The organism is Hymenobacter sp. BRD67 (assembly GCF_013256425.1).
In the GTDB taxonomy this organism is placed as follows: Bacteria; Bacteroidota; Bacteroidia; order Cytophagales; family Hymenobacteraceae; genus Hymenobacter.
Window position 1 is genome coordinate 3232609 of record NZ_CP053904.1, and the last position, 24801, is coordinate 3257409.

23 protein-coding genes, 4 pseudogenes and 1 riboswitch are annotated in these 24801 nt (G+C 61.1%); of the genes and pseudogenes, 13 read left to right on the plus strand and 14 right to left on the minus strand.

Annotated features, from left to right (window positions below; all coding sequences use genetic code 11):
* Positions 1 to 154: 154 nt before the first annotated feature.
* A complete protein-coding gene (locus GKZ67_RS14995; RefSeq protein ID WP_151085909.1) occupies positions 155 to 364 on the plus strand; it encodes a hypothetical protein in 210 nt (69 codons plus the stop codon).
* Here the strand turns inward: GKZ67_RS14995 and queG are convergent.
* From queG to GKZ67_RS15015, 4 genes and pseudogenes are all read right to left on the minus strand, one after another.
* Positions 361 to 1310, minus strand: a pseudogene (queG, locus tag GKZ67_RS15000) (tRNA epoxyqueuosine(34) reductase QueG). The gene GKZ67_RS14995 and the pseudogene queG overlap by 4 nt on opposite strands.
* A 103-nt stretch (positions 1311 to 1413) precedes the next feature.
* Complete coding sequence (gene ruvB / locus GKZ67_RS15005) at positions 1414 to 2466, minus strand: Holliday junction branch migration DNA helicase RuvB (protein WP_151085912.1); 1053 nt, start codon at positions 2464 to 2466, stop codon at positions 1414 to 1416.
* A 623-nt stretch (positions 2467 to 3089) separates the two neighbouring features.
* Positions 3090 to 3434, minus strand: a complete 345-nt coding sequence (locus GKZ67_RS15010; RefSeq protein WP_173243829.1) for an HIRAN domain-containing protein — start codon at positions 3432 to 3434, stop codon at positions 3090 to 3092.
* Positions 3435 to 3538: 104 nt separating this feature from the next.
* Positions 3539 to 3877, minus strand: coding sequence for a hypothetical protein (locus GKZ67_RS15015; RefSeq protein WP_173243832.1), 339 nt, complete (start codon positions 3875 to 3877; stop codon positions 3539 to 3541).
* Between the two features lie 149 nt (positions 3878 to 4026).
* Here GKZ67_RS15015 and GKZ67_RS15020 point away from each other — a divergent pair, with 149 nt between their 5' ends.
* On the plus strand, positions 4027 to 4392 hold the full coding sequence (locus GKZ67_RS15020) for a hypothetical protein (protein WP_173243835.1): 366 nt from the start codon (positions 4027 to 4029) through the stop codon (positions 4390 to 4392).
* A 26-nt stretch (positions 4393 to 4418) separates the two neighbouring features.
* On the opposite strand, the gene GKZ67_RS15025 is transcribed toward GKZ67_RS15020, so the two are convergent.
* The 7 genes and pseudogenes from GKZ67_RS15025 to GKZ67_RS23720 all read right to left on the minus strand — a co-directional run bounded on the left by GKZ67_RS15025 (position 4419) and on the right by GKZ67_RS23720 (position 11652).
* Positions 4419 to 4997 carry a hypothetical protein gene (locus GKZ67_RS15025; protein WP_173243838.1) on the minus strand — a complete coding sequence of 193 codons (579 nt, stop codon included), beginning with the start codon at positions 4995 to 4997 and terminating at the stop codon, positions 4419 to 4421.
* A gap of 393 nt (positions 4998 to 5390) precedes the next feature.
* The gene (locus tag GKZ67_RS15030; RefSeq protein WP_254244852.1) at positions 5391 to 6626 is read right to left on the minus strand and encodes an acyl-CoA dehydrogenase family protein; all 1236 of its coding nucleotides are present in this window, start codon (positions 6624 to 6626) and stop codon (positions 5391 to 5393) included.
* A 62-nt stretch (positions 6627 to 6688) separates the two neighbouring features.
* The gene (locus tag GKZ67_RS15035; protein WP_173243841.1) at positions 6689 to 7534 is read right to left on the minus strand and encodes an ATP-binding cassette domain-containing protein; all 846 of its coding nucleotides are present in this window, start codon (positions 7532 to 7534) and stop codon (positions 6689 to 6691) included.
* Between the two features lie 6 nt (positions 7535 to 7540).
* A complete protein-coding gene (gene modB / locus GKZ67_RS15040; protein ID WP_410505079.1) occupies positions 7541 to 8155 on the minus strand; it encodes a molybdate ABC transporter permease subunit in 615 nt (204 codons plus the stop codon).
* 145 nt (positions 8156 to 8300) lie between these two features.
* A pseudogene (gene modA / locus GKZ67_RS25265) lies at positions 8301 to 9067 on the minus strand (molybdate ABC transporter substrate-binding protein).
* 133 nt (positions 9068 to 9200) lie between these two features.
* Entirely contained in the window at positions 9201 to 10562 is a 1362-nt protein-coding gene (locus GKZ67_RS23715; RefSeq protein WP_317172308.1) for a TonB-dependent receptor domain-containing protein, read from the minus strand.
* Positions 10563 to 10962: 400 nt separating this feature from the next.
* The gene (locus GKZ67_RS23720; RefSeq protein ID WP_254244855.1) at positions 10963 to 11652 is read right to left on the minus strand and encodes a carboxypeptidase-like regulatory domain-containing protein; all 690 of its coding nucleotides are present in this window, start codon (positions 11650 to 11652) and stop codon (positions 10963 to 10965) included.
* A gap of 62 nt (positions 11653 to 11714) precedes the next feature.
* A riboswitch (TPP riboswitch) is annotated at positions 11715 to 11819 on the minus strand.
* A 175-nt stretch (positions 11820 to 11994) separates the two neighbouring features.
* Here GKZ67_RS23720 and GKZ67_RS15060 point away from each other — a divergent pair.
* Positions 11995 to 12249 carry a hypothetical protein gene (locus GKZ67_RS15060; RefSeq protein WP_173243847.1) on the plus strand — a complete coding sequence of 85 codons (255 nt, stop codon included), beginning with the start codon at positions 11995 to 11997 and terminating at the stop codon, positions 12247 to 12249.
* Positions 12250 to 12252: 3 nt separating this feature from the next.
* Here the strand turns inward: GKZ67_RS15060 and GKZ67_RS15065 are convergent, their stop codons facing one another.
* The 3 genes from GKZ67_RS15065 to pnuC all read right to left on the minus strand — a co-directional run bounded on the left by GKZ67_RS15065 (position 12253) and on the right by pnuC (position 14430).
* A complete protein-coding gene (locus GKZ67_RS15065; RefSeq protein ID WP_173243850.1) occupies positions 12253 to 12942 on the minus strand; it encodes an aldose 1-epimerase family protein in 690 nt (229 codons plus the stop codon).
* 280 nt (positions 12943 to 13222) lie between these two features.
* Positions 13223 to 13723: an AAA family ATPase gene (locus tag GKZ67_RS15070; protein ID WP_254244856.1), complete on the minus strand. Its 501-nt coding sequence runs from the start codon at positions 13721 to 13723 to the stop codon at positions 13223 to 13225.
* A gap of 80 nt (positions 13724 to 13803) precedes the next feature.
* Complete coding sequence (gene pnuC, locus GKZ67_RS15075; protein WP_173243853.1) at positions 13804 to 14430, minus strand: nicotinamide riboside transporter PnuC; 627 nt, start codon at positions 14428 to 14430, stop codon at positions 13804 to 13806.
* Between the two features lie 54 nt (positions 14431 to 14484).
* Here pnuC and GKZ67_RS25270 point away from each other — a divergent pair, with 54 nt between their 5' ends.
* The 10 genes and pseudogenes from GKZ67_RS25270 (at position 14485) to GKZ67_RS15110 (ending at position 24793) form a co-directional block, all read left to right on the plus strand.
* Positions 14485 to 14751 (plus strand): rhodanese-like domain-containing protein, encoded by a 267-nt coding sequence (locus GKZ67_RS25270; protein ID WP_410505022.1) that lies wholly within the window; start codon positions 14485 to 14487, stop codon positions 14749 to 14751.
* Positions 14703 to 14807 (plus strand): hypothetical protein, encoded by a 105-nt coding sequence (locus GKZ67_RS23730; protein WP_410505080.1) that lies wholly within the window; start codon positions 14703 to 14705, stop codon positions 14805 to 14807. Before GKZ67_RS25270 ends, GKZ67_RS23730 begins: the two co-directional genes overlap by 49 nt.
* A gap of 31 nt (positions 14808 to 14838) precedes the next feature.
* Positions 14839 to 15600: a YqjF family protein gene (locus GKZ67_RS15085; RefSeq protein WP_173243856.1), complete on the plus strand. Its 762-nt coding sequence runs from the start codon at positions 14839 to 14841 to the stop codon at positions 15598 to 15600.
* An 82-nt stretch (positions 15601 to 15682) separates the two neighbouring features.
* On the plus strand, positions 15683 to 17623 hold the full coding sequence (gene hrpB, locus GKZ67_RS15090; RefSeq protein ID WP_254244858.1) for an ATP-dependent helicase HrpB: 1941 nt from the start codon (positions 15683 to 15685) through the stop codon (positions 17621 to 17623).
* Positions 17593 to 18330, plus strand: a complete 738-nt coding sequence (locus GKZ67_RS23735; RefSeq protein ID WP_254244859.1) for an ATP-dependent helicase C-terminal domain-containing protein — start codon at positions 17593 to 17595, stop codon at positions 18328 to 18330. The genes hrpB and GKZ67_RS23735 overlap by 31 nt, the downstream gene beginning before the upstream one ends.
* Before the next feature lie 219 nt (positions 18331 to 18549).
* The gene (locus GKZ67_RS15095; RefSeq protein ID WP_173243858.1) at positions 18550 to 19383 is read left to right on the plus strand and encodes an oxidoreductase; all 834 of its coding nucleotides are present in this window, start codon (positions 18550 to 18552) and stop codon (positions 19381 to 19383) included.
* Positions 19384 to 19666: 283 nt separating this feature from the next.
* Positions 19667 to 20067 (plus strand): annotated as a pseudogene (locus GKZ67_RS25275) (FRG domain-containing protein).
* Complete coding sequence (locus tag GKZ67_RS23750; RefSeq protein ID WP_254244861.1) at positions 20037 to 20384, plus strand: hypothetical protein; 348 nt, start codon at positions 20037 to 20039, stop codon at positions 20382 to 20384. Before GKZ67_RS25275 ends, GKZ67_RS23750 begins: the two are co-directional and overlap by 31 nt.
* A gap of 638 nt (positions 20385 to 21022) precedes the next feature.
* Positions 21023 to 22498: pseudogene (gene guaB / locus GKZ67_RS15105) on the plus strand (IMP dehydrogenase).
* 189 nt (positions 22499 to 22687) lie between these two features.
* Entirely contained in the window at positions 22688 to 24793 is a 2106-nt protein-coding gene (locus GKZ67_RS15110; protein WP_173243861.1) for a PP2C family protein-serine/threonine phosphatase, read from the plus strand.
* The last annotated feature ends 8 nt before the right edge of the window (positions 24794 to 24801 follow it).

Consider the following 24801-nt stretch of genomic DNA (forward strand, 5'->3'; position numbering starts at 1 on the left):
GCGTTAAAGAAAAATCAATAAAAACTTAGTAACTTTCTATCAGTATCCGGAAAGACAGCCACTTTAACAGTGGATAAAGCGCTTTTGAAGCATTATCGGCCGTTTTTCCGTATAGGACGCACCTACCTACTTACCTCTCTTATTCCCACCCGCTATGTTAGATTACGTAAAAACGATTTTGCTTAAAGTCAGCTTCAGCAAAATCCTTTTTGAGAAAGAGCTGCGCAAGGCGCTGCGGCAAATTTTGCCTGATGAGCTGCCGGCCTTCAAAACGTGGTGCTACGAGAAGTTTGCCCGCCTCTACCGCCGGGTGTTAAAGCGGGTTTTTACCCAGTACAGCACACTGCCCAAGCTGGCAGCTTAGCTCTGCGGCTGGCCATGGCCAGTAACGAACTGAATGTTGCGCTTCAACCCCTCATAGCCCGTGCGCTTGAGCGGCGACTGGCGAAACAGCTCCTGAAAAACTTCGTGGGTAATTTCCTGCCAGTCACTGACTGACAGCTGATTCAGCTCAGGCCGGGGCTGGAACTGAGGCTCCTGCGTGGCCTTTGAAAAGCGGTTCCAGGGGCACACGTCCTGACAGATATCGCACCCGAATACCCAGCTGCCGAATTGCCCGGCCACGCTCTGCGGAATAAGCTGGTCCTTCAGCTCGATGGTAAAGTAGCTGATGCACTTGCTGCCATCGACCACGTAGGGCTCGGTGATGGCCTGCGTGGGGCAGGCATCGAGGCACTTGGTGCAAGTGCCGCAGTAGTCGCGGATGGCGCCGTCGTAGTCCAGCTCCAAGTCCACAATCAGCTCGGCGATAAAGTAGAAGGAGCCCGTGCCCGGCGTGATAAGGTTAGCATTTTTGCCCACCCAGCCCAGACCGCTCTTTTTGGCCCAGGCCTTGTCGAGCACCGGCGCCGAATCGACGAAGCAGCGGCCGCCTAGCTCCCCGATATTGGCCTGCATGTCGGCCAGTAGGACTTTCAGCTTGTCTTTAATAACAAAGTGGTAGTCGCGCCCATAAGCATACTTACTGATTTGCAGCGTGTCGGGGGCTGTTGCGCTTCGGCCGGCGGGTAATAGTTGAGCAGTAAGGAAATCACCGATTTAGCGCCATCCACGAGCAGGCGCGGGTCGAGGCGCTTGTCGAAGTGGTTTTCCATGTAGCTCATTTTTCCCTGCATGCCCTTTTTAAGCCAGTTTTCGAGGCGCGGGGCTTCTTCTTCCAGAAACTCAGCCCTGGAAATTCCGCAGGCCATAAATCCCAACTCCGCCGCCCGGCGCTTGATGTAGGGTGTCCATTCGGCGTGCAGTAACATAGCTTTTGGGCAAGTGGGCCGTAGCGTGGACTCTGAGAGTCCGCGCGTGAGAACATTGTTTAATGATACCACGCGCGGACTCTCAGAGTCTAAGCTACACCTTTTACGACGTAATCTCGGCGAATAAGTCGCCCGAATTGCCGCGCAGATGCTGGGGCAATAGGCGCCCCAGGTGCTGGTAGGCAGCTTCAGTCGCCTCCCGGCCCCGCGCCGTGCGCTTGATGTAGCCTTCCTGAATGAGAAAGGGCTCGTACACTTCCTCAATGGTTTCGCCCTCTTCGCCGCAGGCCGTGGCGATGGTGCTGATACCCACCGGGCCACCTTTGAACTTGTCGATGATGGTGGTAAGAATACGCTTGTCCATGTCGTCGAGACCGCGGGCGTCCACGTCGAGCGCATTGAGGGCAAACTGGGCAATATCGACCGTAATGATGCCAGTGCCTTTTATTTGGGCAAAGTCGCGGGTGCGGCGCAGCAGGTTGTTGGCAATGCGGGGCGTACCGCGCGAGCGGCGGGCAATTTCGAAGGCTGCATCTTCGTGGATAGGCGTACCCAGAATCTCAGCCGAGCGCTTCACAATGGTAGTCAGCAGCTTAGAATCATAATACTCCAAGCGGGCCGAGATACCAAAGCGGGCCCGCAGCGGGGCCGTGAGCATACCCGAGCGCGTGGTAGCGCCGATGAGCGTGAAGGGCGACAGCGAAATCTGCACCGAGCGGGCATTGGGGCCCGAGTCGAGCATGATGTCGATGCGGTAGTCTTCCATCGCCGAATACAAGTATTCTTCCACCACCGGATTGAGGCGGTGAATCTCGTCAATGAAGAGCACGTCATGCGGCTCCAGGTTGGTGAGCAGGCCGGCGAGGTCGCTGGGCTTGTCGAGCACCGGGCCGCTGGTCATCTTGATGCCGGCACCCAACTCATTGGCAATGATGTGCGAGAGCGTGGTTTTGCCCAGGCCGGGCGGGCCGTGCAGCAGCACATGGTCGAGGGCATCGCCGCGCTGCTTGGCCGCAGCTACGAAGACTTTCAGGTTTTCCAGAATTTTATCCTGGCCCGTAAAGTCATCGAAGCTAAGCGGGCGCAGGGCTTTGTCGATGTCCTTATCGGTAGTATCGAAATGGTCGGTGCCGCCAGTTAGAAAGGCTTCGCGCATGGGATAAGCTATAATTTGCGTGTCGAAAGATAACACATTGCGCCAGGTCATAGTGCCGGACTTTAGCAAAAAATACTAGCAACCGGGCTAACTTACTAATTAAATTAGTCTCTACTGAGTAGCTCGCTCCTCCGGCCAGGCAGTGGCCCAGGAGTGCAGTTCCTGCTCGGCCGGGCCAAACTCACGCTCGTAACGCTGCAGGCCGAAATGGCGACATACCTGCCCAACGCCCCGCCAGTGCGGCCGCTACTGTGCCACATAGGCTAGCAGCAAGGGCCATCCCTGCCCCACCACCCGCACCCGAAACGACAGATGGTCCTCTGGGGCCACGAGTTGGTTGGCCGGCCAGCAGGCTGCAGGCTGATGGATGGCGGAAGCGGGTGCAACGCCAAGCAGGCATGGGCCAGCCAGGCAAACGTGTTATGCATGAAAAGCCAAGAAAAACAGGTGAGAGAATACGTGAGAATGAGCGGTTCCGGAGCCGTTTCTAGTCACTTGGTTTCTCCTCACAGTGTTTTCTTACAGCTTCACACAAAAAAAGTATCCGCACTGCAATGATACCTCTCTGGCCTGCTGCCCAATAAGGCAGAAGCAAATTCCAATACCTAGAACAACGTTCTGTCTTACTTCACCTTATCGGCCCACAGCACTTCAATTTCCAGGTGGAGCCAGTCATCTTCCCAGGCTTTGTGGGCCAAGCGCGCGGTGAGCGGGTAGCCGGCATCGAGCAGGCGGGCCACCGTTTCGTTGCGGGTTTCGGGCAGGTAGCCGAGCCAGTAGCTGGTCTTGTCATCGGCTGCACCCGAGTGCACCTGCACGGCCCAGTCGTCATATTTGCTATCGGCTTCGCGCACAAGGCGCAGGGCCTGACCCACCTGGAGCTTTTTTTCCTGCTTGGGTAGTTCGGGGCGATGGGAAGTGCCGGCAACCAGGCATTCCAGCAAAACGAGGGGCGTAGCGGGCTTCATGCGGGCAAATTACGGCCCGAGCAGGTAAAGCCGCCAAAACCCGGCCTTAAAAAGCCCGGCGCGCTGAGCGCGCCGGGCTTTTTATGCTAACATATAGCAAATTCCTAATCTTTCAAATCGCCGCCTTCCACGTTGCGCTGGTCGAGGCGGTCGGGGGCTTTGTTGCTGTTTTGCTCGGTATCATGGCCGCGCCGGCTGGCACCCTGGCCGCTGCTGCCGATGTGAGCCGCTATGCCGTTGCTGGTGCCATCTTCGGCCGGCACGTTGGGGTCAAAGTTGCCGTCGCCCGAGCGGGTGCGCAGGCGGTGAGCCAGGTCGGGGTCGGGGCCACCCTGGCGCATGTCGTCGCCTTGTTCGCGGTAGGCTTCTTTGTCGTGCTCGCGGCGCTCGGCGCGGCGGCTGGCGGCGTTTTCGTGGTGCTGGTCTTCGGGTTCAGTAGTCATAGCAAAGGAAATAAATGAGTGAGGTACGCTTGGCTATACGCGCAGACGGGCCAGCTAGTTGGCTTTCTGCTATTAGGTTAGCTCGATACTGCTACTACCTGCTGCGAATACTTGAGCTATCTCACCAATTTTTTATTCATCTTTACTTCATGAAAAAACACCTCACCTTTGCGGCCATAGGGCTGGCTGCGGCCGCCTCCTGGGCTTCTTATCCCGGCAGCGTCGCGCCGACCGGCTACCTGATGGTAATAGGCAGTGGCCGGCCAGGCACCGAGTCGTACGTACCGGAGATTACCACCATCCAGCCCGACGGCCAGGAGCAGGTGCAGCGCCTTACCTCCATTAAGGTGGGCACCGAGCGCAACAGCACGGCGGCCGGCGTGGCGCTGCATCGGGCCGAGCTCTTGAAAGTCAATGAGCTAGCTACGCACGGGTGGCGCGTGGTGAGTGTGGCCCAAAGTACCGTAGGCGTGGGGGCCACCACCGAAACGGTGTATCTGCTGGAGCGGCGTTAAGGGCAGTGCCCTGGCCGCCCGGTGCGCTAATCCATACCCAGGTCGTTGACGAAGCTACTTTCCAAGCGTATTTCCTCAACCGGCACCCCTGAGGAATAGCTTGTAATGCCGATAACGGCCTGCTCCACCTCATAGTAGCTACCTAGCGGCGGCACTAGCAGCTTCTCGTAGTTGGCCGCTATTGTCCAGTCGATTAGCTCGGTCAGGGTTTGGGTGTGCCAATAGGGCGTCTTGGGAAGCTGCCGGCCAGTCAGCACTTCCCACAACGATGGTGAAGCGGAGAAAGCAGGCGGGGCTGCCAGCGGCGGCAGCACCAGCCCGTAGCGATTGCGCAGCGCGTACCGATACAATTTAAGCGCTTGAGCATCGGGCAGCGCCTCTCGAAGTGGCATGGCTTCGGTGGCGGCGGCCGGTAGCTCGGCCAGCAGCTGCGCAGCTACGTCGGCCCGCACCGCCGAGTATCGCTGCCCCGTTACCCCTAGTTGTTGGCTGAACCACGTGGCTACTTCGCCTACCGTGTAGAGCTTTTCGGATACTGCGTCTGGTATTTCGACTCCGAAATAGCGTTCGAGGCTATATACTAACTCTACTGTATCAAGGCCCATATTAGCGTCGCATTAATGCCAATTGTTCCCGCAATAGCGACATTGCTCAGCTTGAGCGGTGCGGGCCAGGCGGTGGCAGCGAGGGCACTTATTGAGTAGTGCATCACCGCCATGCTCGTCGTATATTTTTTGCGCAATGTGCTCGCGAACAGCCGACATTCCATCTTCACATAGAGCCAATGCTTCTACGAGCCAATGCTTCTACCGCACCGCTCGACAACCAACCAGCACGTATCATATCGGCACGCATCCGCTCCCGAGCAGACTTATCCGGTATAGCTGCCAGCTTCTCAAAGTCCAGAAAGGACCGAATCGTTGACATATTCGGCCAGACTATCTTATCCGAATGTTCTTGAATAAGATAGTCAACCAATTCCAACTCCATAACACAAACTACTTAAACGCCTGAATACCTGTAATATCAGCCCCCGTAATGAGTAAGTGAATATCGTGCGTGCCCTCATAAGTCACCACCGATTCCAGGTTCATCATGTGGCGCATGATGGGGTACTCGCCCGTGATGCCCATGCCGCCGTGAATCTGGCGGGCTTCGCGGGCTACGTGCAGGGCCATTTCGACCGAGTTCCGCTTGGCCATCGAGATTTGGGCGCTGGTGGCGCGGCCTTCATTTTTGAGCACGCCCAGGCGCCAGGCCAGGAGCTGCGCCTTGGTGATTTCGGTAATCATTTCGGCCAGCTTCTTTTGCTGAAGCTGAAAGCTGGCGATAGGCTTGCCGAACTGCTCGCGCTGAAGCGAGTACTTTAGGGCCGACTCGTAGCAGTCGATGGCCGCGCCGATGGCACCCCAGGCAATGCCGAAGCGGGCCGAGTCGAGGCAGCTCAGCGGGCCTTTCAGGCCCTCCACGTTGGGCAGGATATTCTCTTTGGGAATCTTAACGTTGTCAAACACCAGCTCGCCGGTGATACTGGCGCGCAGGCTCCACTTGTTGTGAATTTCGGGGGTGGTAAAGCCTTCCATACCGCGCTCCACGAGCACGCCCTTGATGCGGCCCTGCTCGTTTTTGGCCCACACTACGGCCACCTGGCACTCGGGCGAGTTTGATATCCAGAGCTTGGCCCCGTTCAAAATATAGTGGTCGCCTTCCTCCCGAATGTTGGTAGTCATGCCGCCGGGGTTCGAGCCGTGGTCGGGCTCGGTGAGCCCGAAGCAGCCCAGCCACTCGCCGCTGGCCAGCCTGGGCAGGAATTTGTGGCGCTGCTCCTCAGACCCGTAAGCGTAGATGGGAAACATCACCAGCGAGCCCTGCACCGAAGCCGTAGAGCGCATGCCCGAGTCGCCGCGCTCAATCTCCTGCATAATGAGCCCGTAGCTAATGTAGTCGAGCCCGCCGCCCCCGTATTCCTGCGGAATAGTGGGGCCGAAGGCACCCACCTCGCCAAACTTGCGCACGATTTCCGACGGGAAATGTGCCTGCTGCGCCCAGCGCTCGATGTTGGGCGAAATCTCCTTTTTTACGAAGTCGCGGATGCTCTGCCGCACGAGGATATTTTCCTCAGTGAGCAGGCCGTCGAGGTCGAAATAGTCGGTGAAGCCGTTGGCATTGGTGCTGCCCTTTTGGGCAGTGTGGGCTTTAGCTTCGGGCGAGAGAACGTCGGCGATGGAAGACATGGGCGGGTGGGCTGAGAGGTTTCAGACAAAGATAGCCAGGCGGCGAATCGCGCCGGGTAGTTCTAACAAGCCAGCTGCGGCACCGATACTACGGCCAGCATCAGCGCCAGCTCATCGCCGGGCACCGGGGTAGAGCCCACGGGTGCGGGCACCTCGACCAGCGCCGTGCTGCCGGCCAGGCGCACGCGCAGCAAGCCACCCGGCAGCACAGCCTCTACCCTACCCTGCACCAGCGCCCCGGCCGGCGGCTCAGGGGCACCCACGCGCCGCACCCGGCCCAGGTCGAGCTCCACCACGCGGTGGGCCAGCCGGGCAATCTCGGCAGGGTCGTGGCTGATAAGCAGCGTAGTGAGGTTGAACTCGCGGTGTATGTCGGCCAGGGCCTGTTGCAGGCGCTGGCGGCTGGGCCCATCCAGCGCCGCCAGGGGCTCGTCGAGCAGCAACAGGCGCGGCCGGCGGGCCAGAGCGCGGGCCAGCGCCACGCGCTGCTGCTGGCCGCCCGACAAAGCAACCGGCCGGCGCTCGGCCAGTTCGGTCAGCTCCAGCAAACTGAGCAGCCCGGCCTCAAGCTGGCGCGGGTTGGGCTGGCCGGCAGCAGCGAAGGCCAGGTTTTCGCGCACCGTCATATTCGGAAACAGCGCATAATCCTGAAATACAAAGCCCAGGGGCCGGCGCTGCGGCGGCAGCCAGTGCTTGCGCTCGTGGCTGTACCACTCCTGGCCATCGACTTGCAGAAAGCCGCTATCGGGCCGGCTGAGGCCCGCCAGCAGGCGAAGCAGCGTCGTTTTACCCGCCCCCGAGGGCCCACTGATGGCCAGCAGCTCGCCCGGAGCCAGGGTCAGGCGCACATCGAGCTTACGCGGGCCGGCAGCCGTATGCAAGGCTTTGGTGAGATGAAAGTCAATCACGGGCAATCAGGCGAGGCGGCGGGCCGCATCTTTTTTGGTAAACCAGTACAACGCCACCAGAATAACGAAAGCTACCGCCAGCAGCGTAAAGGCGTAGGCATTGGCCTGGGCATAGTGCAGGCTCTGCACCTCGTCGTAGATGGCAATGGAAGCCACGCGCGTGCGGCCGGGCAGGCTCCCGCCTATCATCAGCACCACCCCAAACTCGCCCAGCGTGTGGGCAAAGGTGAGCACGATGCCGTTGAGCAGGGCGGGCTTCATATTGGGCAGCAGCACGCGCCACAGCGTAGTAAGCCGCGACTTGCCGAGTGTATAGGCCGCCTCAGTAAGCGAGCGCGGCAGCTGCTGAAACCCCGCCTGCAAAGGCTGAACCATAAAGGGCAGGCTATATACTAAAGACCCTATCAATATGCCGCCGAAGGTAAAATTTAAGCTCATGCCCAGCCGCCCAATCAAAAAGCGACCCAGGGCCGTGCTGTCGCTGAACGCCAGCAGCAGGTAAAACCCGATAACGGTGGGAGGCAGCACCAGCGGCAAACTCACCACCGCCTCTATCAGCGGCCGCAGCCGGCTGCGCGAGCGGGCCAGCGCGTAGGCCAGCGGCAAGCCCACTACCAGCAGCAGCAGCGTGGTACACGCCGCCAGCGCCAGGGTTAGCCGCAGGGTTTGCCAGTAATCGGGGGCATTTTAACTAGTGATAGTTAGCTTATTAACAAAAGCTCAGGCGCTGTTATGAACCTGGCGGCAGCTGGTAGCCTGATATTAGTTACAGAATAAACCCGTACTTGTGCAATGCCTGCCGAGCTATGGGCGTAGCCATGAAGGCCGCAAAAGCGGTGGCCGTGGTATTGGTCCTGGCGCGCTTCAGCACCACATAGCGCTGCTGCAAGGGCGCATGAGCCACCGTTGGAATAAGGTAAAACCGACCCGCCCGGCGCAGCTCAGGACTGAGCGCAAGTGAGTAGGCCAGCAGGCCCACTTCGGCCGCGTCGGTGGTGGCGTACTGGGCCGTCTGGGCAATGTTTTCGCCCATTACCAGGCGCGATTTTACCTGGTTGTAGAGCTTGTAGTAACGTAGGGCTTCTTCGGCGCGCTGGCCATAGGGCGCGTGGGCGGGGTTGGCAATTGCAATGTGCCGCACCTGCGGGTCGAGCAGGGTATTCATGCCTTTTAGACTGGGGTTCAGCTTCTTGCTCCACAGCACCAGGCGGCCCTGCGCATAGAGCTGCGGTGCCCCCGCCGTAAGGCCCTGCTGCTGGAGGCGTAAGGGTAGTCGCCATCGGCTGAGAAAAAAATATCGAAGGGTGCACCGTGACTAAGCTGCTCGAAGAACTTCCCCGATGAGCCATAGACCACCGTTACCGGACTGGCCGGATGCTGGCGGTTGAAAATCGTGATCAGCGAGTCGAGTACGTACTTGAGGTCGGCGGCAGCGGCGATGGTAATGGGCGCGGGGCCGGCCGGGCCCAACGGGGCCGCCCGCGTAGGGAGCCAGCTGCTCAGCAGCAGAAACGCAAGCAGGATTCGGAACATAATAAGCAAGCAGAGCAACGGAATGCCACCGTTATATATGCAAAGATACAACCCTGCCTAACCCAAGGTTTTGAGCATGAAAAAGCCTGGCAGCGGGGCCGCCAGGCTTTTCTGCTGGTGAGCCAGCAAAATGTTACCAGCGCAGATTCAGCGAAGCCAGGAAGTTTTGCCGGGCCTGCGGATAGAAATAGCTTTGGTAATACGCCTGCCCACCGTAGAGGTAGCCGTAGGTGTAGCCGTTGTTGACGTAGGTAGCGCCCAGCACATTGTTTACCACCGCCGCCAGCTCAATTTCGCGAAAACCCAGCGTTGAGGGATGCCAGAGGTAGCGCAGACGCACATCCTGCACGTAGTACTGCGGAATGCTGCGGCTGTCGGTGGCCGTGTTGTCGAGATACTGGCGGCTGGCGTAGCGGGCCAGCGTAGCCAGGCGCAGACCGGGCACCAACTCATATTCCAGCGTGTAGGCAAAGGTGAGGCTGGGCGAGAAGGATATATCAGTTTGCTTATATTGCGTGCCGTGCTCCACGGAATTCTCGTCGGTCAGGTAGTCGGTATAATTGTTGATTTTATTACGACTGACAGTAGCCGTGGGGCTGAAGGTGAGCCCTTTGGCCAGGCGGGCGGCGGCTTGCAGCTCAATACCGGTGCGATACGAGTCGCGCACGTTGGTATGGATGGGGTTGCCCACGTCATCGAGCCGGCCCGAGAGCACGAGCTGGTCGCGGTACAGCATCAGGTAATAGTTTGCCGACCATTGAAAAGCGCCCGTGGTGTGCCGCAGGCCCACCTCCAGGTTGTGCAGCTTTTCGGCGGTGGGGCGGCGCTCGGCGGGGGTATCGGTATAGTCGGTGCGGGTGGGCTCGCGCTGCGCCAGGGCATACGAGGCATACGCGGCCACTCCCTCCTTCACCTGATACGTAAGGCCCGCCTTAGGATTTAGAAAGTCGAAGTTGATGGTTTGCTGGCTTTTGCCGCCGTTGGGGCTGCCGTCGGGTGCAAACAGCTCGTAGCTGACGTGGCGGTACTGCACATCGCCGAAGGCCGACAGGTTGTCGCTGAGCGCCACCGTGGCACGGGCGTAGGTATTCACATCCAGCTTGTGGGCGTTGGGCTCGGAGTAATAAGGCGTGCCGGTTTCGGGAATATTGTTGCCGCGCTGCGCCCAGGTCAGCTCATCAAAGTGCTGGCCCGGTAGCCTACCACTGCGCCGCCCAGCGTAGCTTCGGAAAGGAAGCCGCCGGCAGCGGGCCGCAGCTGCAAGGCGTAAGTAGCGCCGTAAAGGTCGGTTTTGAGCCAGCGGCGGCGGATAACGTCGGTAGTAGTGAGCGTATCGAACCCGCCGGCCGCGCGCGGCTGGTACACCGGTCCCGAAATGCCGTACATGGCAAAGTTCTGGTTGGCCTTGTACTCTTCGTAGTACCCGCCGCCACGCGTCCAGAAGGGCGTCACGCTCAGGTTGAGCTTCGAGGTTAATTGCCTTGAAATCAGGAATTGATAATAATCCTGCTGGTAGTTATCGGTCTGATTCTTATAGGCCGGCTGGTGCTGGCCGGCGTCGGTACCCGCCTCGTTGTAGCGGCGGTTTTTAGTCAGCAGCGAATCGGCCAGGCCATACCAGGCCTGGTAAGTCGTTTCGTATCCGGTGATAACGAGGGCGCGCAGCAGCGTTTTTTCATCCGAATATGTACCGGCCAGGTACAGCGACTTGAGCCGCGACCAGCCCCGGTCGATGTAGCCGTCGCTTTGCACCCGCGAAGCCCGCGCATCGAGGGTAAAGTGGCCGTTGAGAAGGCCGGTGCCGGCGGCCACCGTCGTTTTCCAGGTGCCAAACGAGCCGGCCGAGTTGTTGATTTCGGCGTAGGCTTTGGGCCGCAGGCCCAGGGTTTCCACGTTCAGGCTGGCCCCGAAGGCCCCGCGCCGTTGGTGCTGGGGCCGGCTCCGCGCTGCACCTGGATGCTCTGAATAGACGAAGCCAAATCGGGCAAGTCGACGAAGAATACTCCGTGACTTTCCGCCTCGTTTACCGGCACTCCGTTGAGCGTCACGTTGATGCGGGTGCCGTCCGTGCCCCGGATGCGCAGCGCCGTGTACCCCACGCCGGTGCCGGCGTCGGAAGTCGTCACTACGGAGGGCGTCTGGTCGAGCAGGTAAGGCAGGTCCTGGCCGAAGTTGCGGGCTTGCAGCTGCTCGCGGCTCACGTTCTGGTAAGTGGTAGCCGTGCGCTCATTAGCGCGGGTGGCCGTGACCACCGCCTCGGGGGTGAGGTTGCGGGCCGTACGCAAGGCCAGAGGAGCCAGCTGCTGCGGCCCAGCCTGCCCTTGCAGGGGCTGGCTGATGGTTTCGAAGCCTACGAAGCGTATTTGCAGCGTGTGCGCCCCGCCCGGCACGGCTGGCAGCGTAAACGCGCCGCTGGCATCGGTAGTGGTGCCTAGGCTAGGCTGGTCAAGGAGTAGCACGGTGGCGCCGGGCAGGGCAGTACCCGTTTGGGCATTGGTAAGGGTGCCGGACACGGGGCCTTGTGCCCACGCCGGCGCGGCCGCCAGCGCCAGTAGCGCCGCTCCCGCAGAGAGTATCGTTTTCAAACGTTAAATAAGGAATAAGTAGAACGCGCCCGGGCCCCAGGGGTCGGTGCACAGGCGGAAACGCTCGTGGATTGTTTTTTCCCGACGCCGGCATTACCCGGTTCCGGTTCAATGGGTGTAATCTCAGCCAGCCAGGATTTTCCTGGTCAGCACCCCTAAACATGCCGCAAAGATAGCGCCCTGCCGACGTTAAATGGGCATAGTACCGGCATGTGCGACTGATTTGCTGGCTATCAGCTATCTTAGCATAGTGCGGCAGCCAGCAACGGAAGACGGCCTCTTTGCGTTGAGGCTAGGCAGCAATCGAACGGTTTTTCATGTCCTCGCTATCGGCCCTTTGTTATGCACCAGCTTTTGTGCGCCCTGTTTTTGCTGGCCGTTTTCACCATGTTTGTGGTGATGCCCAAGCGGCGTAGCGTTCCCCCACCGCCTCCGCCTTCTTCCGATGGCGACGACGGGGCGGCGAGCCCCACGACCCCGGCCTGCCCGATATCGACCTGCCGCCCGGCATCTCGCGGCCCATCAACGACTGGGAGCCCGACTACAACCGGCGCCGGCCGGTGGAGGTGTAATGGCATTGGCTCCATAGCCAGCTAAATATTAGCCAACCTCTATACTATAGCGGGCGACAAACGTCTGGCCGGGCGTTACGGTCAGAATGCCTTCTTTGTCGCGTAGCTCCTGCGCGGGGCCGGCCAGACTAGCTACGCCCTGCCAGGGCTCAATGCAGACGAAGCCGGCTCCGGGGCCTTTGGTCCAGAGGCCGAGGTACGGAAAGCCGTCGAACTGCATGCGCACGAAGGGGCCGGTTTTATCGGCCTTCTGCAAGGTAAGGCGCGTGAAATCGAAGTGGCTGAATACCAGCGCATCGTCGGCAAATAATTCGTAGCTGAGCGGCAACAGCGCTTGTTGGGTGGCCACCGGAGCTGTTTCGCCGGTGCGCAGGCCGCCGCGCAGCAGCTGGCGGCGCAGCCCGACCGGGTGGTCGAAATGAAAAGCGTAATCGCTGAATTGCTCGCCGGCCGCGGGCTGCATGGGGCAGCGAAACGCCGGGTGCGCCCCAATGCTGAACAGCAGCTCGTGCGGGGCCGCGGCGGGGTTGCGCACGCGCCACTCCACGGTAAGGAGGGTATCACGCAGCTCATACTGAACCCGTAGGTCAAATTCGAAGGGGAAAACGGCCCGGCTGCTTTCGCTGGCCATGAGCTGAAACGTGAGGCTGCTCGCCTCGTGCCTGATAAGCTGAAACTCCTGGTCGCGGGCAAAGCCATGCTGCGGCAGCTTATACAACTGCCCTCATACAGATAAGAATCATCGGGCAGCTTGCCTACGATGGGAAACAGCAGCGGCGCGTGCCGCGCCCACTGCGCCGGGTCGGCGGGCCAGATGTAGTCGTGGCCCGTAGCCAGGTGCACAAAGCTGGTGAGCTCGGCACCGTGGGCGGAAACTTCGACGCGGGCAGTGGCAGAGGTGAGGGTAGGCATGGGTAGAAAAATTAAGCTGAAGCTTACCGGAAAGCAGCTGCTTACTATACGTGAGTCGGCCGGCTAGCGCTTTGCCAGCAGCGCAGCTATGGCCGTGGTGGCCTGCGCCAGGCGCTCGGCGGGTGGCCCACTGATTTCGGCAAAGGGCCAGCCCCGGCTTTGCAGCTCGGCCAGGTACAGCCGGTAAAAGTGCCAGCGCTGGGCCGGGTCGGGGTGCTCGCGCAGCGGGTCGGGCGTCCAGGGCAGGTCGGGGCCAGCAGCAGCGTCAGGGCATAGCGCGGCCGGGCCAGCGCGGCTAGTATCCAGGCTGGGCAAGCTCCAAAAGCATTTTCAGCCCATATTTTCAGCACCAGCAAATCGGTATCGCAAAAGAGCAGGCCGGTGGCGTGGGCCGCGGCCACGTCTTCGGCAGCCAGCTGGCCGTGGGCAATGGCTTCGAGGTCGGGCAGCGCGTAGCGCGCACCATTTTTTTCGAGGTACTCGCGGGCGTATTCCGGCACGAACACGCTGCCGTAGTGCGCCGCCAGCTGCGCCGCCAGCGTGCTCTTGCCCGCCGATTCGGGCCCGGTGAGGGAGATTTTTTTCAAGGAAGTAGATGAAGCCAGGAATGAAACATGCTCCTTTTTCACCTCCTCGCCCCAGCCTGTCTGGGTCAGCTTTTCCTGCTTCATTCTACGCGCGCTCTTTTGGCATCCTTTTTCCACTCCCAGTAGCCATAAATAGCCAGCGCCAGATACAGCGCATACAGCAAGCTGGTCGGATACAAGTGCTTGGCCCACAGAATAGGCACGTACACCATATCGACCAGTATCCAGAGCCACCAGTTTTCGAGGCGCTTGCGCATGAGCAGAAACTGCGCTACAATGCTCACGCCCGTGGTGAAGCTATCCAGGTACGGAAAAGCGGAGTCGGTGTGGTGGCGCAGGTAGTAGCCGAAGCCTGCCGTGTAGGCCACGGCAAAGGCGGCCGACAGTAGCCACTCGGCCGACGTAGTGTGCGTGACGGCGAGCGGGGTTTTGTTGCGCCCACCATACAGCCACTCGTACCAGCCGTAGGCGCTGAGCGCAATAAACAAGCCCTGCAGGTTGCGGTCGGAATACAGCGCCGCGTGGTGGTAGATAGCCACGTAGAGCAGGCAGCTAATAATGGCAATCGGAAAATTCCAGAGCGACTCGCGGGCCGCCAGCCACACGCAGGCAAATCCCGTGAGCACGGCCGCCCATTCGAGGCCGGTAGTGGCGCGCACGGCGGCCAGAATATCGGCAGGCAGGCTCGCAAAAGCAAAAAGCAGCATATAGTAAGGCAGAAAAGCCGCGCAAGGTAGCCGTGGCCCAGGTACTTTTGCCCCATGCTACCCGACCTGACGCCCGCCGACCTGCACGCCCGCCTTGCCGCCGGCGAGGATATTCAGCTTATCGACGTGCGCGAGCAGCGGGAGTTTGACTACTGCCGCATCCAAGGCAGCGCGCTTATTCCGCTGGGCGAGATACCGCGCCGGGCGGCGGAAATCCGCCCACGGGGCCGGTGGTGCTCATCTGCCACCATGGCGTGCGCTCGGCCCAGGCGCTGGGCTACTTGCAGCACCGCCTGGGCCGCGAAAATCTGCTTAACTTAAGAGGCGGTATCGACGCCTGGAGCCGCGAGGTGGATGCCGACGTACCGGTTTATTAAGTCTGAATATTCATAAAACTACATATTATCAATGCCAGCCCCTACCCTACCCGACCGCCTGGCTCTGCGCGAGCGCCCCGGCGGCCGGCCGCTGATGCACCAGGACTGGGGCGACCTGCTGTTTATGCACTGGCCCGTGCCGGTCGAAGTTATTCAGCCTCACCTGCCTGAGCGCCTGCTGGTTGATACCTACGATGGGCACGCCTGGCTGGGCGTGGTACCTTTTCGCATGTGGAACGTGCGCAGCCGCGTAACGCCGCCCGTGCCCGGCGTGCGGGAGTTTCTGGAGCTGAACGTGCGCACTTATGTACACCTCGATGGCGTGCCGGGCGTGTGGTTTTTCTCGCTCGATGCCACCAATGCGCTGGCCGTGTGGGCGGCGCGCACCTTTTTTCACCTGCCCTACTTCCGGGCGCGGCTCACGCTGGAGCGACCCGCAACCGAGCGCCTGCACTACACCGGCCACCGTGTGCACAACGGCGCCGCGCCGGCCCACTTCACCGCTACCTGGCAGCTGGGCGAGGCCTTGCCGCCGAGCGAACCCGGCTCGCTGGCCTTTTTCCTGACCGAGCGCTACTGCCTGTACGCGGCCGGCGGGCACGCCCCAACGCATGGCGACCGGCTCTACCGGGGCCGCATTGCGCATCAGCCCTGGCCGCTGCGGGCTGCCGAGCTGCTGCACTACGACTCGTCATTGGTCGAAAGCCACGCGCTGCCCACCCCGGCAGGCGTGCCCGTGCTGCACGCGGGCGGCCCGCTCAGCGTGGATTTGTGGCGCTTACAGCGAGTATAAGGTTAAATTTGGAATGCAGCAAGGGGACTTACCAGGTAGTCGGCCTCCATGCTGCATCCCTCTTTTCATTTTAGCTTTAAAGTTGATTTATCCCAACCTGCCCGTTGTAGCCGCCCTGCCCGAGCTGCTGGCGGCGCTCGAAACCAGCTCCCGCGCCGTGCTCGAAGCGCCGCCCGGCGCCGGCAAAACAACGGTAGTACCCTTGGCGCTGCTGGCCGCGAGCTGGCGCCAGCCAGCCCAAAAGATTCTGGTGCTGGAGCCGCGCCAGCTGGCTACCCGCGCCGCCGCGGCCCGCCTGGCGCAGCTGCTGGGCGAGCCGGTGGGCCGCACCGTGGGCTACCGCGTGCGCCTCGACAGCAAAGTGAGCGCCGATACGCGCATTGAGGTTATTACCGAAGGTATCCTGACGCGCATGCTGCAGGACGACCCGGCGCTGGAAGACGTGACCTGTATCGTGTTTGATGAATACCACGAGCGCAGCCTGAACGCGGATTTGGGCCTGGCGCTGGCCCTCGATGCGCAGACCGTGCTGCGGCCTGAGCTGCGCATCTTGCTCATGTCGGCCACGCTGGAGGCCCAGCGGCTGGGCCAGTGGCTGCCCGCGCCGGTGGTATCGTCGGCGGGTTTTTTATTTCCCATCGAGACCCGGTACCTCGACCCGCGCCGCGCGGCCGCTTTACCCCATAAGCCCGGCGAGCGCTTGGCCGAGCTGGTGCCCAACCAAGTGCGGGCCGCCCTGGCGGCGCACGAGGGCGACGTGCTGGTATTTCTGCCCGGCGTGGCCGACTTGCAGCGTATAGAGGAAAGGCTATATGACAGCCTCGGGGCTGACACCTCGCTGCACCTGCTGCACGGCGAGTTGCCGCTCGAAGCTCAGGATGCGGCTCTGCGGCCGGCTCCGGCCGGCCAGCGCAAGGTTATTCTGGCCACCAGCATCGCCGAAACCAGCCTTACCATTGAGGGTGTGCGGGTAGTGATTGACGGTGGCTATGCGCGGGTGCCGCGCTTTGCGCCGCGCACGGGCTTCACCTCGCTCGAAACCGTGCCCGTGGCCCGCGCCAGCGCCGACCAGCGCCGGGGCCGCGCCGGCCGCCTGGCGCCTGGCACCTGCTACCGCCTCTGGACCGAGGCCGAGCAGCACCTGCTACCGGCGCACCGCCCGCCCGAAATTCATAGTGCTGACCTTAGCGGCCTGGTATTGGAGCTGGCCCTGTGGGGCACGCATGACCCGGCCAGCCTGCGCTGGCTCGATGTGCCGCCAGCGGCAGCCGCAGCCCAGGCCCGCGAGCTGCTGCTGCGACTAGGGGCTTTGGAGAGCGTAGCTAAAGAAATTAAAAGTGACGTATTAAAAGTTAACACCTCGGTCAAGACTCCGGCTGAATCCTCGTCTTTTACCTCTTCAAAGCCCACGGCCCACGGTCGCCAGCTGGCCAGGCTGGGGCTGCCGCCGCGCCTCGGCCACCTCGTGGTGCGGGGCACTGAGCTGGGCTACGGCCCGGCGGCCGCCGCGCTGGCTGCCCTGCTGGCCGAGCGCGACCTGCTGCGCTGGGCCACGCCCAACGACCCGCGCCCGCTGCCCCCCGACCTGCGCCTGCGCCTCGAAGCATTTGCCAGCGGCCGGCCGCCGCTGCCCGGCCTGGCGCTGCACCATGCCACCTTGCAGCGCGTGCGCGATGTAGCCCGCCACCTGCAAAGCCGGCTGGGTATTAAAACCACCTCGGCGCCAGCCTCTTTTGCTTCGGCACCCCTCGGGCTGCTTACTGCCCTGGCTTACCCCGACCGGCTGGCGCAGCGCGAAGGGGCCGACCGCCTGCGTCTCGTAACGGGCCAGCGCGTAAGTCTGCGCACCGAGGAGGTAGACCCGCAAGCCGAATTTTTTGCCGTGGCTTTCCTGGCGGGCACCGCTACTGCCCCCGCGCTACGCTGGCCGCGCCACTCGATAAGGAAGAGCTGGAAACCGCTTTTGGCGAGCAAATTATCACCACGGAGGACGTGCGCTTCGACCCCGCCGGCCAGCGCGTGACGGGCCGGCGCGTGCGCCGGCTGGGCGCGCTGCTGCTGGCCGAAAGTATCATTGGCCAGCCCAACGCCGCACTGGTAGCGCAAGCCTTGCTGAGCTATTTGCAGGAAGCAGGCCTCGAAAAGCTGAGCTGGACGCCCGCCGCGCGCCAGCTGCAGCAGCGACTGGAGTTTTTGCGCTGGCATTTCCCGGCGGCCACGCCCGATGCCTGGCCGGCATTCGACGAGGAAGCGCTGCGGGCCGATTTGCCCGCCTGGCTGGGCCCTCACCTCAACGGCCTCAAGAGCCTCGACCAGGTACAGCGCCTCGACCTTACTGAGCCGCTGCTGGCGCGGCTGCCCGGCGGCTGGGCCCAGCGCCAGCAGCTGGACCGCCTCGCGCCCGCCACCCTGGAAGTACCCAGCGGCTCGCATATTACCCTCGACTATGCCGACCCCGCCGCGCCGGTGCTGGCCGTGAAGCTGCAGGAGCTGTTTGGCCTCACCGAAACGCCTGCTGTGGCGGCCGGCAAGGTACCGCTGCTACTGCACCTGCTATCGCCGGGCGGGCGCCCGGCACAGGTAACCCGCGATTTGCGCAGCTTCTGGGAGAAAGGCTATTTTGAGGTACGTAAAGACCTGAAAGGCCGCTATCCCCGGCACCCGTGGCCCGATGAGCCCATGAAGCACATTCCCACTAGGCTTACCAAAAAGCGCCTGGGAACGTCCTAGATTCTGCGGAGCTGGTACAAGAAGTTCAAGCGGCAGCACAAAAAAAGTTGCGTCGGCACAAATAAACTGACTTTGTAAGTCAAGCCACCCGTCAATTTCTGAGCTTGTGGAGCGGGTTAGGTAGTCAAAAAACGTTTGTCAGGGCAGGTCCGCCAAACAAACGTCCCCCTTTGCGCGTCTTTATCGCCTTCCTTTACAAGTTTTTTACTTTTGCATTCCATGACCAAGCATTGGTTTATTACCGGTGTCAGCACCGGCTTTGGCAAGCACCTGGCCGAGCTTGCGCTCGCCAAAGGTGATAAGGTAGCGGCCACCTTCCGCCAACAGGCGCAGGCCGACGAGTTTACCCGCAAAGCTGGCCCCAACGGCATTGGCCTGGTAGCCGATGTGGCCGACGAGGCGGCCGTGAAGCAGGCCGTAGCTGCTGCCATTGAGGCGCTCGGGCATCTCGATGTAGTCGTTAACAACGCCGGCTATGGCTCGATGGGGCCCATTGAAGAAGTGCCTGATGCCGAAGTGCAGCGGCAGTTCGACATCAATGTATTTGGCCCCTTGCGGGTGCTGCGGGCGGTATTGCCCCACCTGCGCCAGCGCAAAAGCGGCCATATCCTCAACATCACCAGTATTGGCGGGCTGCGGGCTTTTCCGGGCGTAGGCATTTATAACGGCTCCAAGTTTGCGCTCGAAGGCATTGGGGAGAGCCTCGCGGCTCAGGTGGGGCCGCTGGGCATCCATGTCACCAATGTGGAGCCCAGCGGCTTCCGCACCGACTGGGCCGGCCGCTCGGCCACTTATACCGAGCCGGCCATTGCCGATTACCGGGCCACGGCCGGCCAGAACATGGCCAATATTCAGGGTTACAGCGGCCAGCAGCCCGGCGACCCGGAGCGCGCCGCCCAGGCCATGTTCGACCTCGTGCGCCTGGAAAACCCACCGCTGCATCTGCCCCTTGGCAAAGCCGCCGTAAAGGGTGCCCTGGATAAGTTTACGACCATTAAGGCAGAAATTGAGCAGTACGCCCACATTGGCAACGGGGCCGACTTCCCGAGCTAGCCAAGGTTTTCGTGGCTAACTAAAAGCGTCGTGCCGAGCTTGCCGAAGCATCTCTACCTCATCGGTGCACGGTGTGGCAGCGATACTTCGGCAAGCTCGGCACGACGTGCTTTTGGGATTTCCTGCTCCTACTCAGCCTTATCTTCACCCCATGCCCAGTTCGCCTCCGCCCACTGCCAACGACTTCGAAGCCCAGAGCTGGCAGCACCTGCAAGACCTACTGTTTCACGAAACCTGGGATGCCCGCCTGGGGCGCTACCGCTCGCCTTTTGTGTATCGGGGTATGCGTAGCTTTGGCTATACGCTCAGCACCAGTCTGCAGCGCCTGGGCGGCAACTATCACCTGCTGGAGCATCACCTGCTGCGCAACTTTCGCAAGTATGCCCGCGACACCACTACCCCCCCAGCGCCACGGTCTGGGACTGGCTGGCCCTGGCTCAGCACCACGGCCTGCCCACGCGGCTGCTCGACTGGACCTACTCGCCCTACGTAGCCCTGCACTTCGCCACCGACGACCTGAATGCCTACCACCAGGATGGCATACTATGGGCCCTGAACTACGTAAAAGCGGCCGAGCACCTGCCCCCAGCCCTGCGCGACGCGCTGGCCAGCGAGGGCTCTAATGTATTTACCTCTGAGCTGCTGGCCCCGTCGTGCCCGACCTGCACGCGCTGGCCAGCCTGAAGGCCAAGCCCTTTGTGCTGTTTCTGGAGCCACCCTCCCTCGATGCCCGCATCGTACATCAGTACGCCCTGTTTGCCCTCATGAATACGCCCGAAGCCGCTCTGCATGAGTGGCTGGCGCAACGCCCCGAGCTGTATTTCCGCATCCGCATCCCGGCCCGCCTGAAATGGGAAATACGCGACAAATTAGACCAGGCTAATATTACTGAGCGGGTATTGATGCCCGGCCTGGGCGGCCTGAGCCGTTGGCTGCATCGTCATTACTCAGCAGCGCAGGGCCGCCCGGCCACTGCCGATGGAGCCGACCTGCCCGGCTAGCAGCGCGGTTCGATAGCTATAGCGTGCAATTCAGCGAGAATTTTCGCTTACTCAGCGACTTTACTAGGTAATATCTAGCAAGTAAGTAGTAATTTTGTATTGTAAACAAGGGAGAAACGTGATTCTTACGTACGTATCTCCAAAGTTTTATTCCCTTAACAGTCTCTGCGGCGGCACCCCGTTCCGCGCTCCGGCTGCTCTCATCGCTCCGGCTATGCCGAAGCAACAGATTGGTTTTCTTGTGGAAAAGGAACCTGTTGGAAAGGCTCGTCCCAATTGGGGCGAGTCTTTTTTGTTTTTGCGCAGCTACTTCCTAGTTTGAGCTACTAATAGCCCCGCCGCCCATCGTGGTAGTAGCCCCGGTCGTGGTCGTGGTAGCCACGCCGGCCTCTTTCCTGTACTATGCAGGAACTCAGTGCCATACTGCAAAGCACAGCCAGCGGCAAAGCGTAGCGAACAAAGAAGGTTGCCATAGCAGAACTGTCTTTAACGATGCCTGGTAGTAGGGTTTTCTTACATAAACGGCCATCTCCCTGGCAGGGTTGGGTTGGCAAAGTGCAACCGACCATATGCCGGGCCCGCATCTGCGCCGTATATTTGTCTGGCAATACGGTTTTCTGCCCAAACCCCCTGTTGCTATGGCCGACCACGCCACCCCCAAAATCGCCTTCGAGGCCCTGACCTACGACGACGTACTGCTCCTGCCCGCTTACTCGGAGGTACTACCCCGAGACTGCGACCCCGGCACCCAGCTTACCCCGCGCATCCGGCTGCACCTGCCCCTCATCTCGGCCGCGATGGATACCGTGACGGAAGCCGACATGGCGATTGCGCTGGCGCAGGCCGGCGGCCTCGGTATTATTCACAAGAATATGAGCATCGGCAAGCAAGCCGAGCAGGTACGGCGCGTGAAGCGCAGCGAGTCGGCCCTTATCCAGGACCCGTTTACGCTGCCGCCCACCGCCTCGCTGGCTGATGCCCGCAAGCTGATGCGCCAGCACAACATCGGGGCATTCCGGTGGTGGAGGCCGACCGCCGCTTGGTGGGCATTCTTACCAGCCGCGACCTACGCTTTGAAAAGGATTTTAGCGCCCCCGTTACGACCGTAATGGTGCCGCTCGACCGCCTTGTAACGGCCCCGCCGGCATCGACCAGGCCGCCGCCGAGGATATGCTGCAGGACCGGAAGGTAGATAAGCTGCCTTTGGTAGATGCTGAAGGCCGCCTCACGGGCCTTATGACCTACAAGGATATTCGGAAGCGCCGCCGCTCGCCGCAGGCCAGCAAAGATGGCCTGGGCCGCCTGCGCGTGGGCGCCGCCGTGGGCGTCACGGCCGACCTCTTGCAGCGCACGGCCGCGCTGGTCGAAGCCGGGGTTGACCTCATCAGCATAGACACGGCCCACGGCCACAGCAAAGGCGTGCTCGACGCCGTGCGCCTTCTTAAGCAAACATACCCAAATCTCGATATAATGGCCGGCAACGTGGCTACCGCTGCCGGCGCCCGTGCCCTAGCCGAGGCTGGCGCCGAGGTAGTTAAAGTTGGTGTCGGCCCTGGCTCTATCTGCACCACGCGCATCATCGCCGGTATCGGCGTACCCCAGCTTTCGGCAGTGCTCGAAGCCGCCCGGGGGTGGAGGGCACCGGAGCTACCATCGTCGCCGACGGCGGCATCAAGTTTTCGGGTGATATCGTGAAGGCGCTGGCTGGCGGGGCGGCCGCCGTTATGGTAGGCTCGCTGCTGGCCGGCACCGAAGAGTCGCCGGGCGAGCTCATTATCTACGAAGGCCGCAAATACAAAAGCTACCGCGGCATGGGCTCGGTCGAGGCAATGGAAGATGGCTCTAAGGACCGCTACTTTCAGGATGCTGAAGACGATGTAAAGAAACTCGTGCCGGAAGGCATTGTGGGGCGGGTTCCCTTCAAAGGCAGTGTAAGCGAAGTGCTGTACCAGCTGGCCGGGGGCCTGCGTGCCGGCATGGGCTACGTGGGCGCCCCCGACCTGCCCACGCTGCAAGCAGCGCAGTTTGTGCGTATCACCGGGGCGGGCCTGCGCGAAAGCCATCCGCACGATGTGCAGATTACCCGCGAGGCTCCCAACTACTCGAGTCGCTAAGGCTACTGTCCCTGGCTGTTGGTTTTTAGTGGTTCTTTGCCAGCTTTGTAGAGAAATGGTCTGGCTACGAAAAATCAACAGCTAGGAACTAGTCCCCTCATTCGTAGTTTTGCGCCTTGTCTTTTTTCGGCCGGGTAGTAGAGCGTTGTATGTAGGAGGCGGCCGCGCTCTGTTTTTGCCCTCTCTTCTATGCCCAAGTTTCGCAGTTCGGTCTGGCTCATAGTAGTAGCGGCCCTATGCTGGCTGCTATTGCTGCTCGGTACGCTCAGCCAGGGCCACACGTTATTGGGGCTGCCGCCAGACTGGCCGCGCTGGCTGCTTTTACTGGCGCAGGGCGGCTTTGCGGCCAGCGTGTTTCTTTACACCCGCCTCCAGCCCGACCCGCTGAGCGGACACGGCTTCCTGGCGCTGCTGCTCCGCCTGTTTTGGCGTGGCCTCATACTTACCGCGCTGCTTGTTGGCGTACAAGCGTTTGTGCGGCTGGCGGCTGATAAAGCCTTGCCGCTTCGCGGCGATATTACGGCCAGTGTCGGCTATACCATCAGCCTGGCACTGTTTATTATTCTGCTGGCGCGCACGCTCTACATCTGGCGCTCGCTGGTCAACTTTCGCGGCAGCCCCCGGCTACAGCGCGAATGGACGGCTTTTGAGGTTATCCTGGGCGTTGCGCTGCTATTTCAGCTCTTCGAGTGGCATACTCCCGACTATATCCGGGTGGCAGTTATCACGGGCCTGGGCCTCTTTGGGGTGTACCTGAGTGGGCACCAGCGCTGGGTTGCCTACCTCAGCCAGGGCCAGAAGCTACAGGCTATTATGCTGCAGCTGGGCGTGTTGGGCTTTCTTACGCTCTTTCTGCTCTACCTGCGCAACGCCCAGGCCGACCCTGCTCTGCTAACTCCGCCCACCCAGCAGGCCTTCCTGATTCTTGCTTCTTTCTTCGCCGTTTTTTATGCTGTGGCCGGCCTGCTGGTCACGCTTTTCAACCTGCCTATTGCCGATGTCTATGAGCAGCGACGGGCCGAAATCCTGAGCTTGCAGCAGCTGAGCCAGATTATCCAGCGCGGCCAGACGGCCGCCGAAATATACCAGGCTCTCTTTACCTCGGCGGTGCAAACCATTCGGGCCGACGCCGCCTGGCTCGATACGCCGGCTCAACCCATCGAAACAACCGGCCCCGCCCCAGCTGCGCCTACGCATGAGCTGCTCCCGGCCGACCTGGTAGCGCTACGCCCTCAGTTGGCCGCACTGCTGGCGGCCGGGCAAACCGAGATTATCGACAACGACCTGCTACGCTCGCAGCGCCTCGTGGGCCTGAGCCAGCAATATGGGTCTATCGCTATATTGCCTCTGCGTAGCAGCACGCACGACTACGGCCACCTGCTGCTGCTGAAAAAAAACCAGGCTGGCTTCGAGCCCGAAGACCTAAGTATTCTGCACACGTTTACGACCCAGACCGTCCTGAGCCTCGAAAACTTGCAGCTGGCGCAGGAAGCCCGCATCAGCCAGCGGGCTCAGGATGAGCTGCGCATTGCCGCGCTGGTACAGGAGCGCCTCATCCCTAAGCACCTTCCCACCGACAACTGGTTTGAAATCAGCACCTATGCGCAGGCAGCAAAGGAAGTAGGCGGCGATTTTTACGACTTTCTGCACTTGCCGGGCCAGCGCCTAGCGGTGCTCATCGGCGATGTATCGGGCAAGGGCGTCACGGCGGCCTTCCACACGGCCCAGATGAAGGGTATCTTCCACGCCCTCATGCAGCCTAATCCGCTGGCTAAGAAAGACCGGGAGCGCTACCCCGACCCGCATCGCTTTATGGTGCTGGCTAATGAGGCGCTCACGCACTGCCTGGAGCGCTCGTCATTTATCACGGCCTCGTTTTACCTCATCGACTACGAGGCCGGCGGCTTTAGCTTTGCCCGCGCCGGGCACTGCCACACGCTTTACTATCACTCTATTAAGGAGGAAGTAAGCTACTTCCGTAGCGAAGGCCTGGGCCTGGGTATTTTGCGTGATGCCAGCTATGGCCGCCACGTCAAAAATCAGTTCTGGGACTACAACCCGGGTGATGTCATGGTGATTTATACCGATGGGATTCCCGAAGCCCGCAATGCCGATGGCGACGAGTATGGCGAAGAGCGTCTGGCTCAGATGCTGGGCCAGTGCTTTTATCAGTCGGCCGAAGAAATAAACCAGTACATTCGCGAAGATGTGCAGGAGTTCAGCAAAGGCCTGCCCCTGCACGACGACCAGACGCTGCTCGTTATTAAGTTCAAGTCAGCCCAACCTCAACCCTAGCCCCGCGT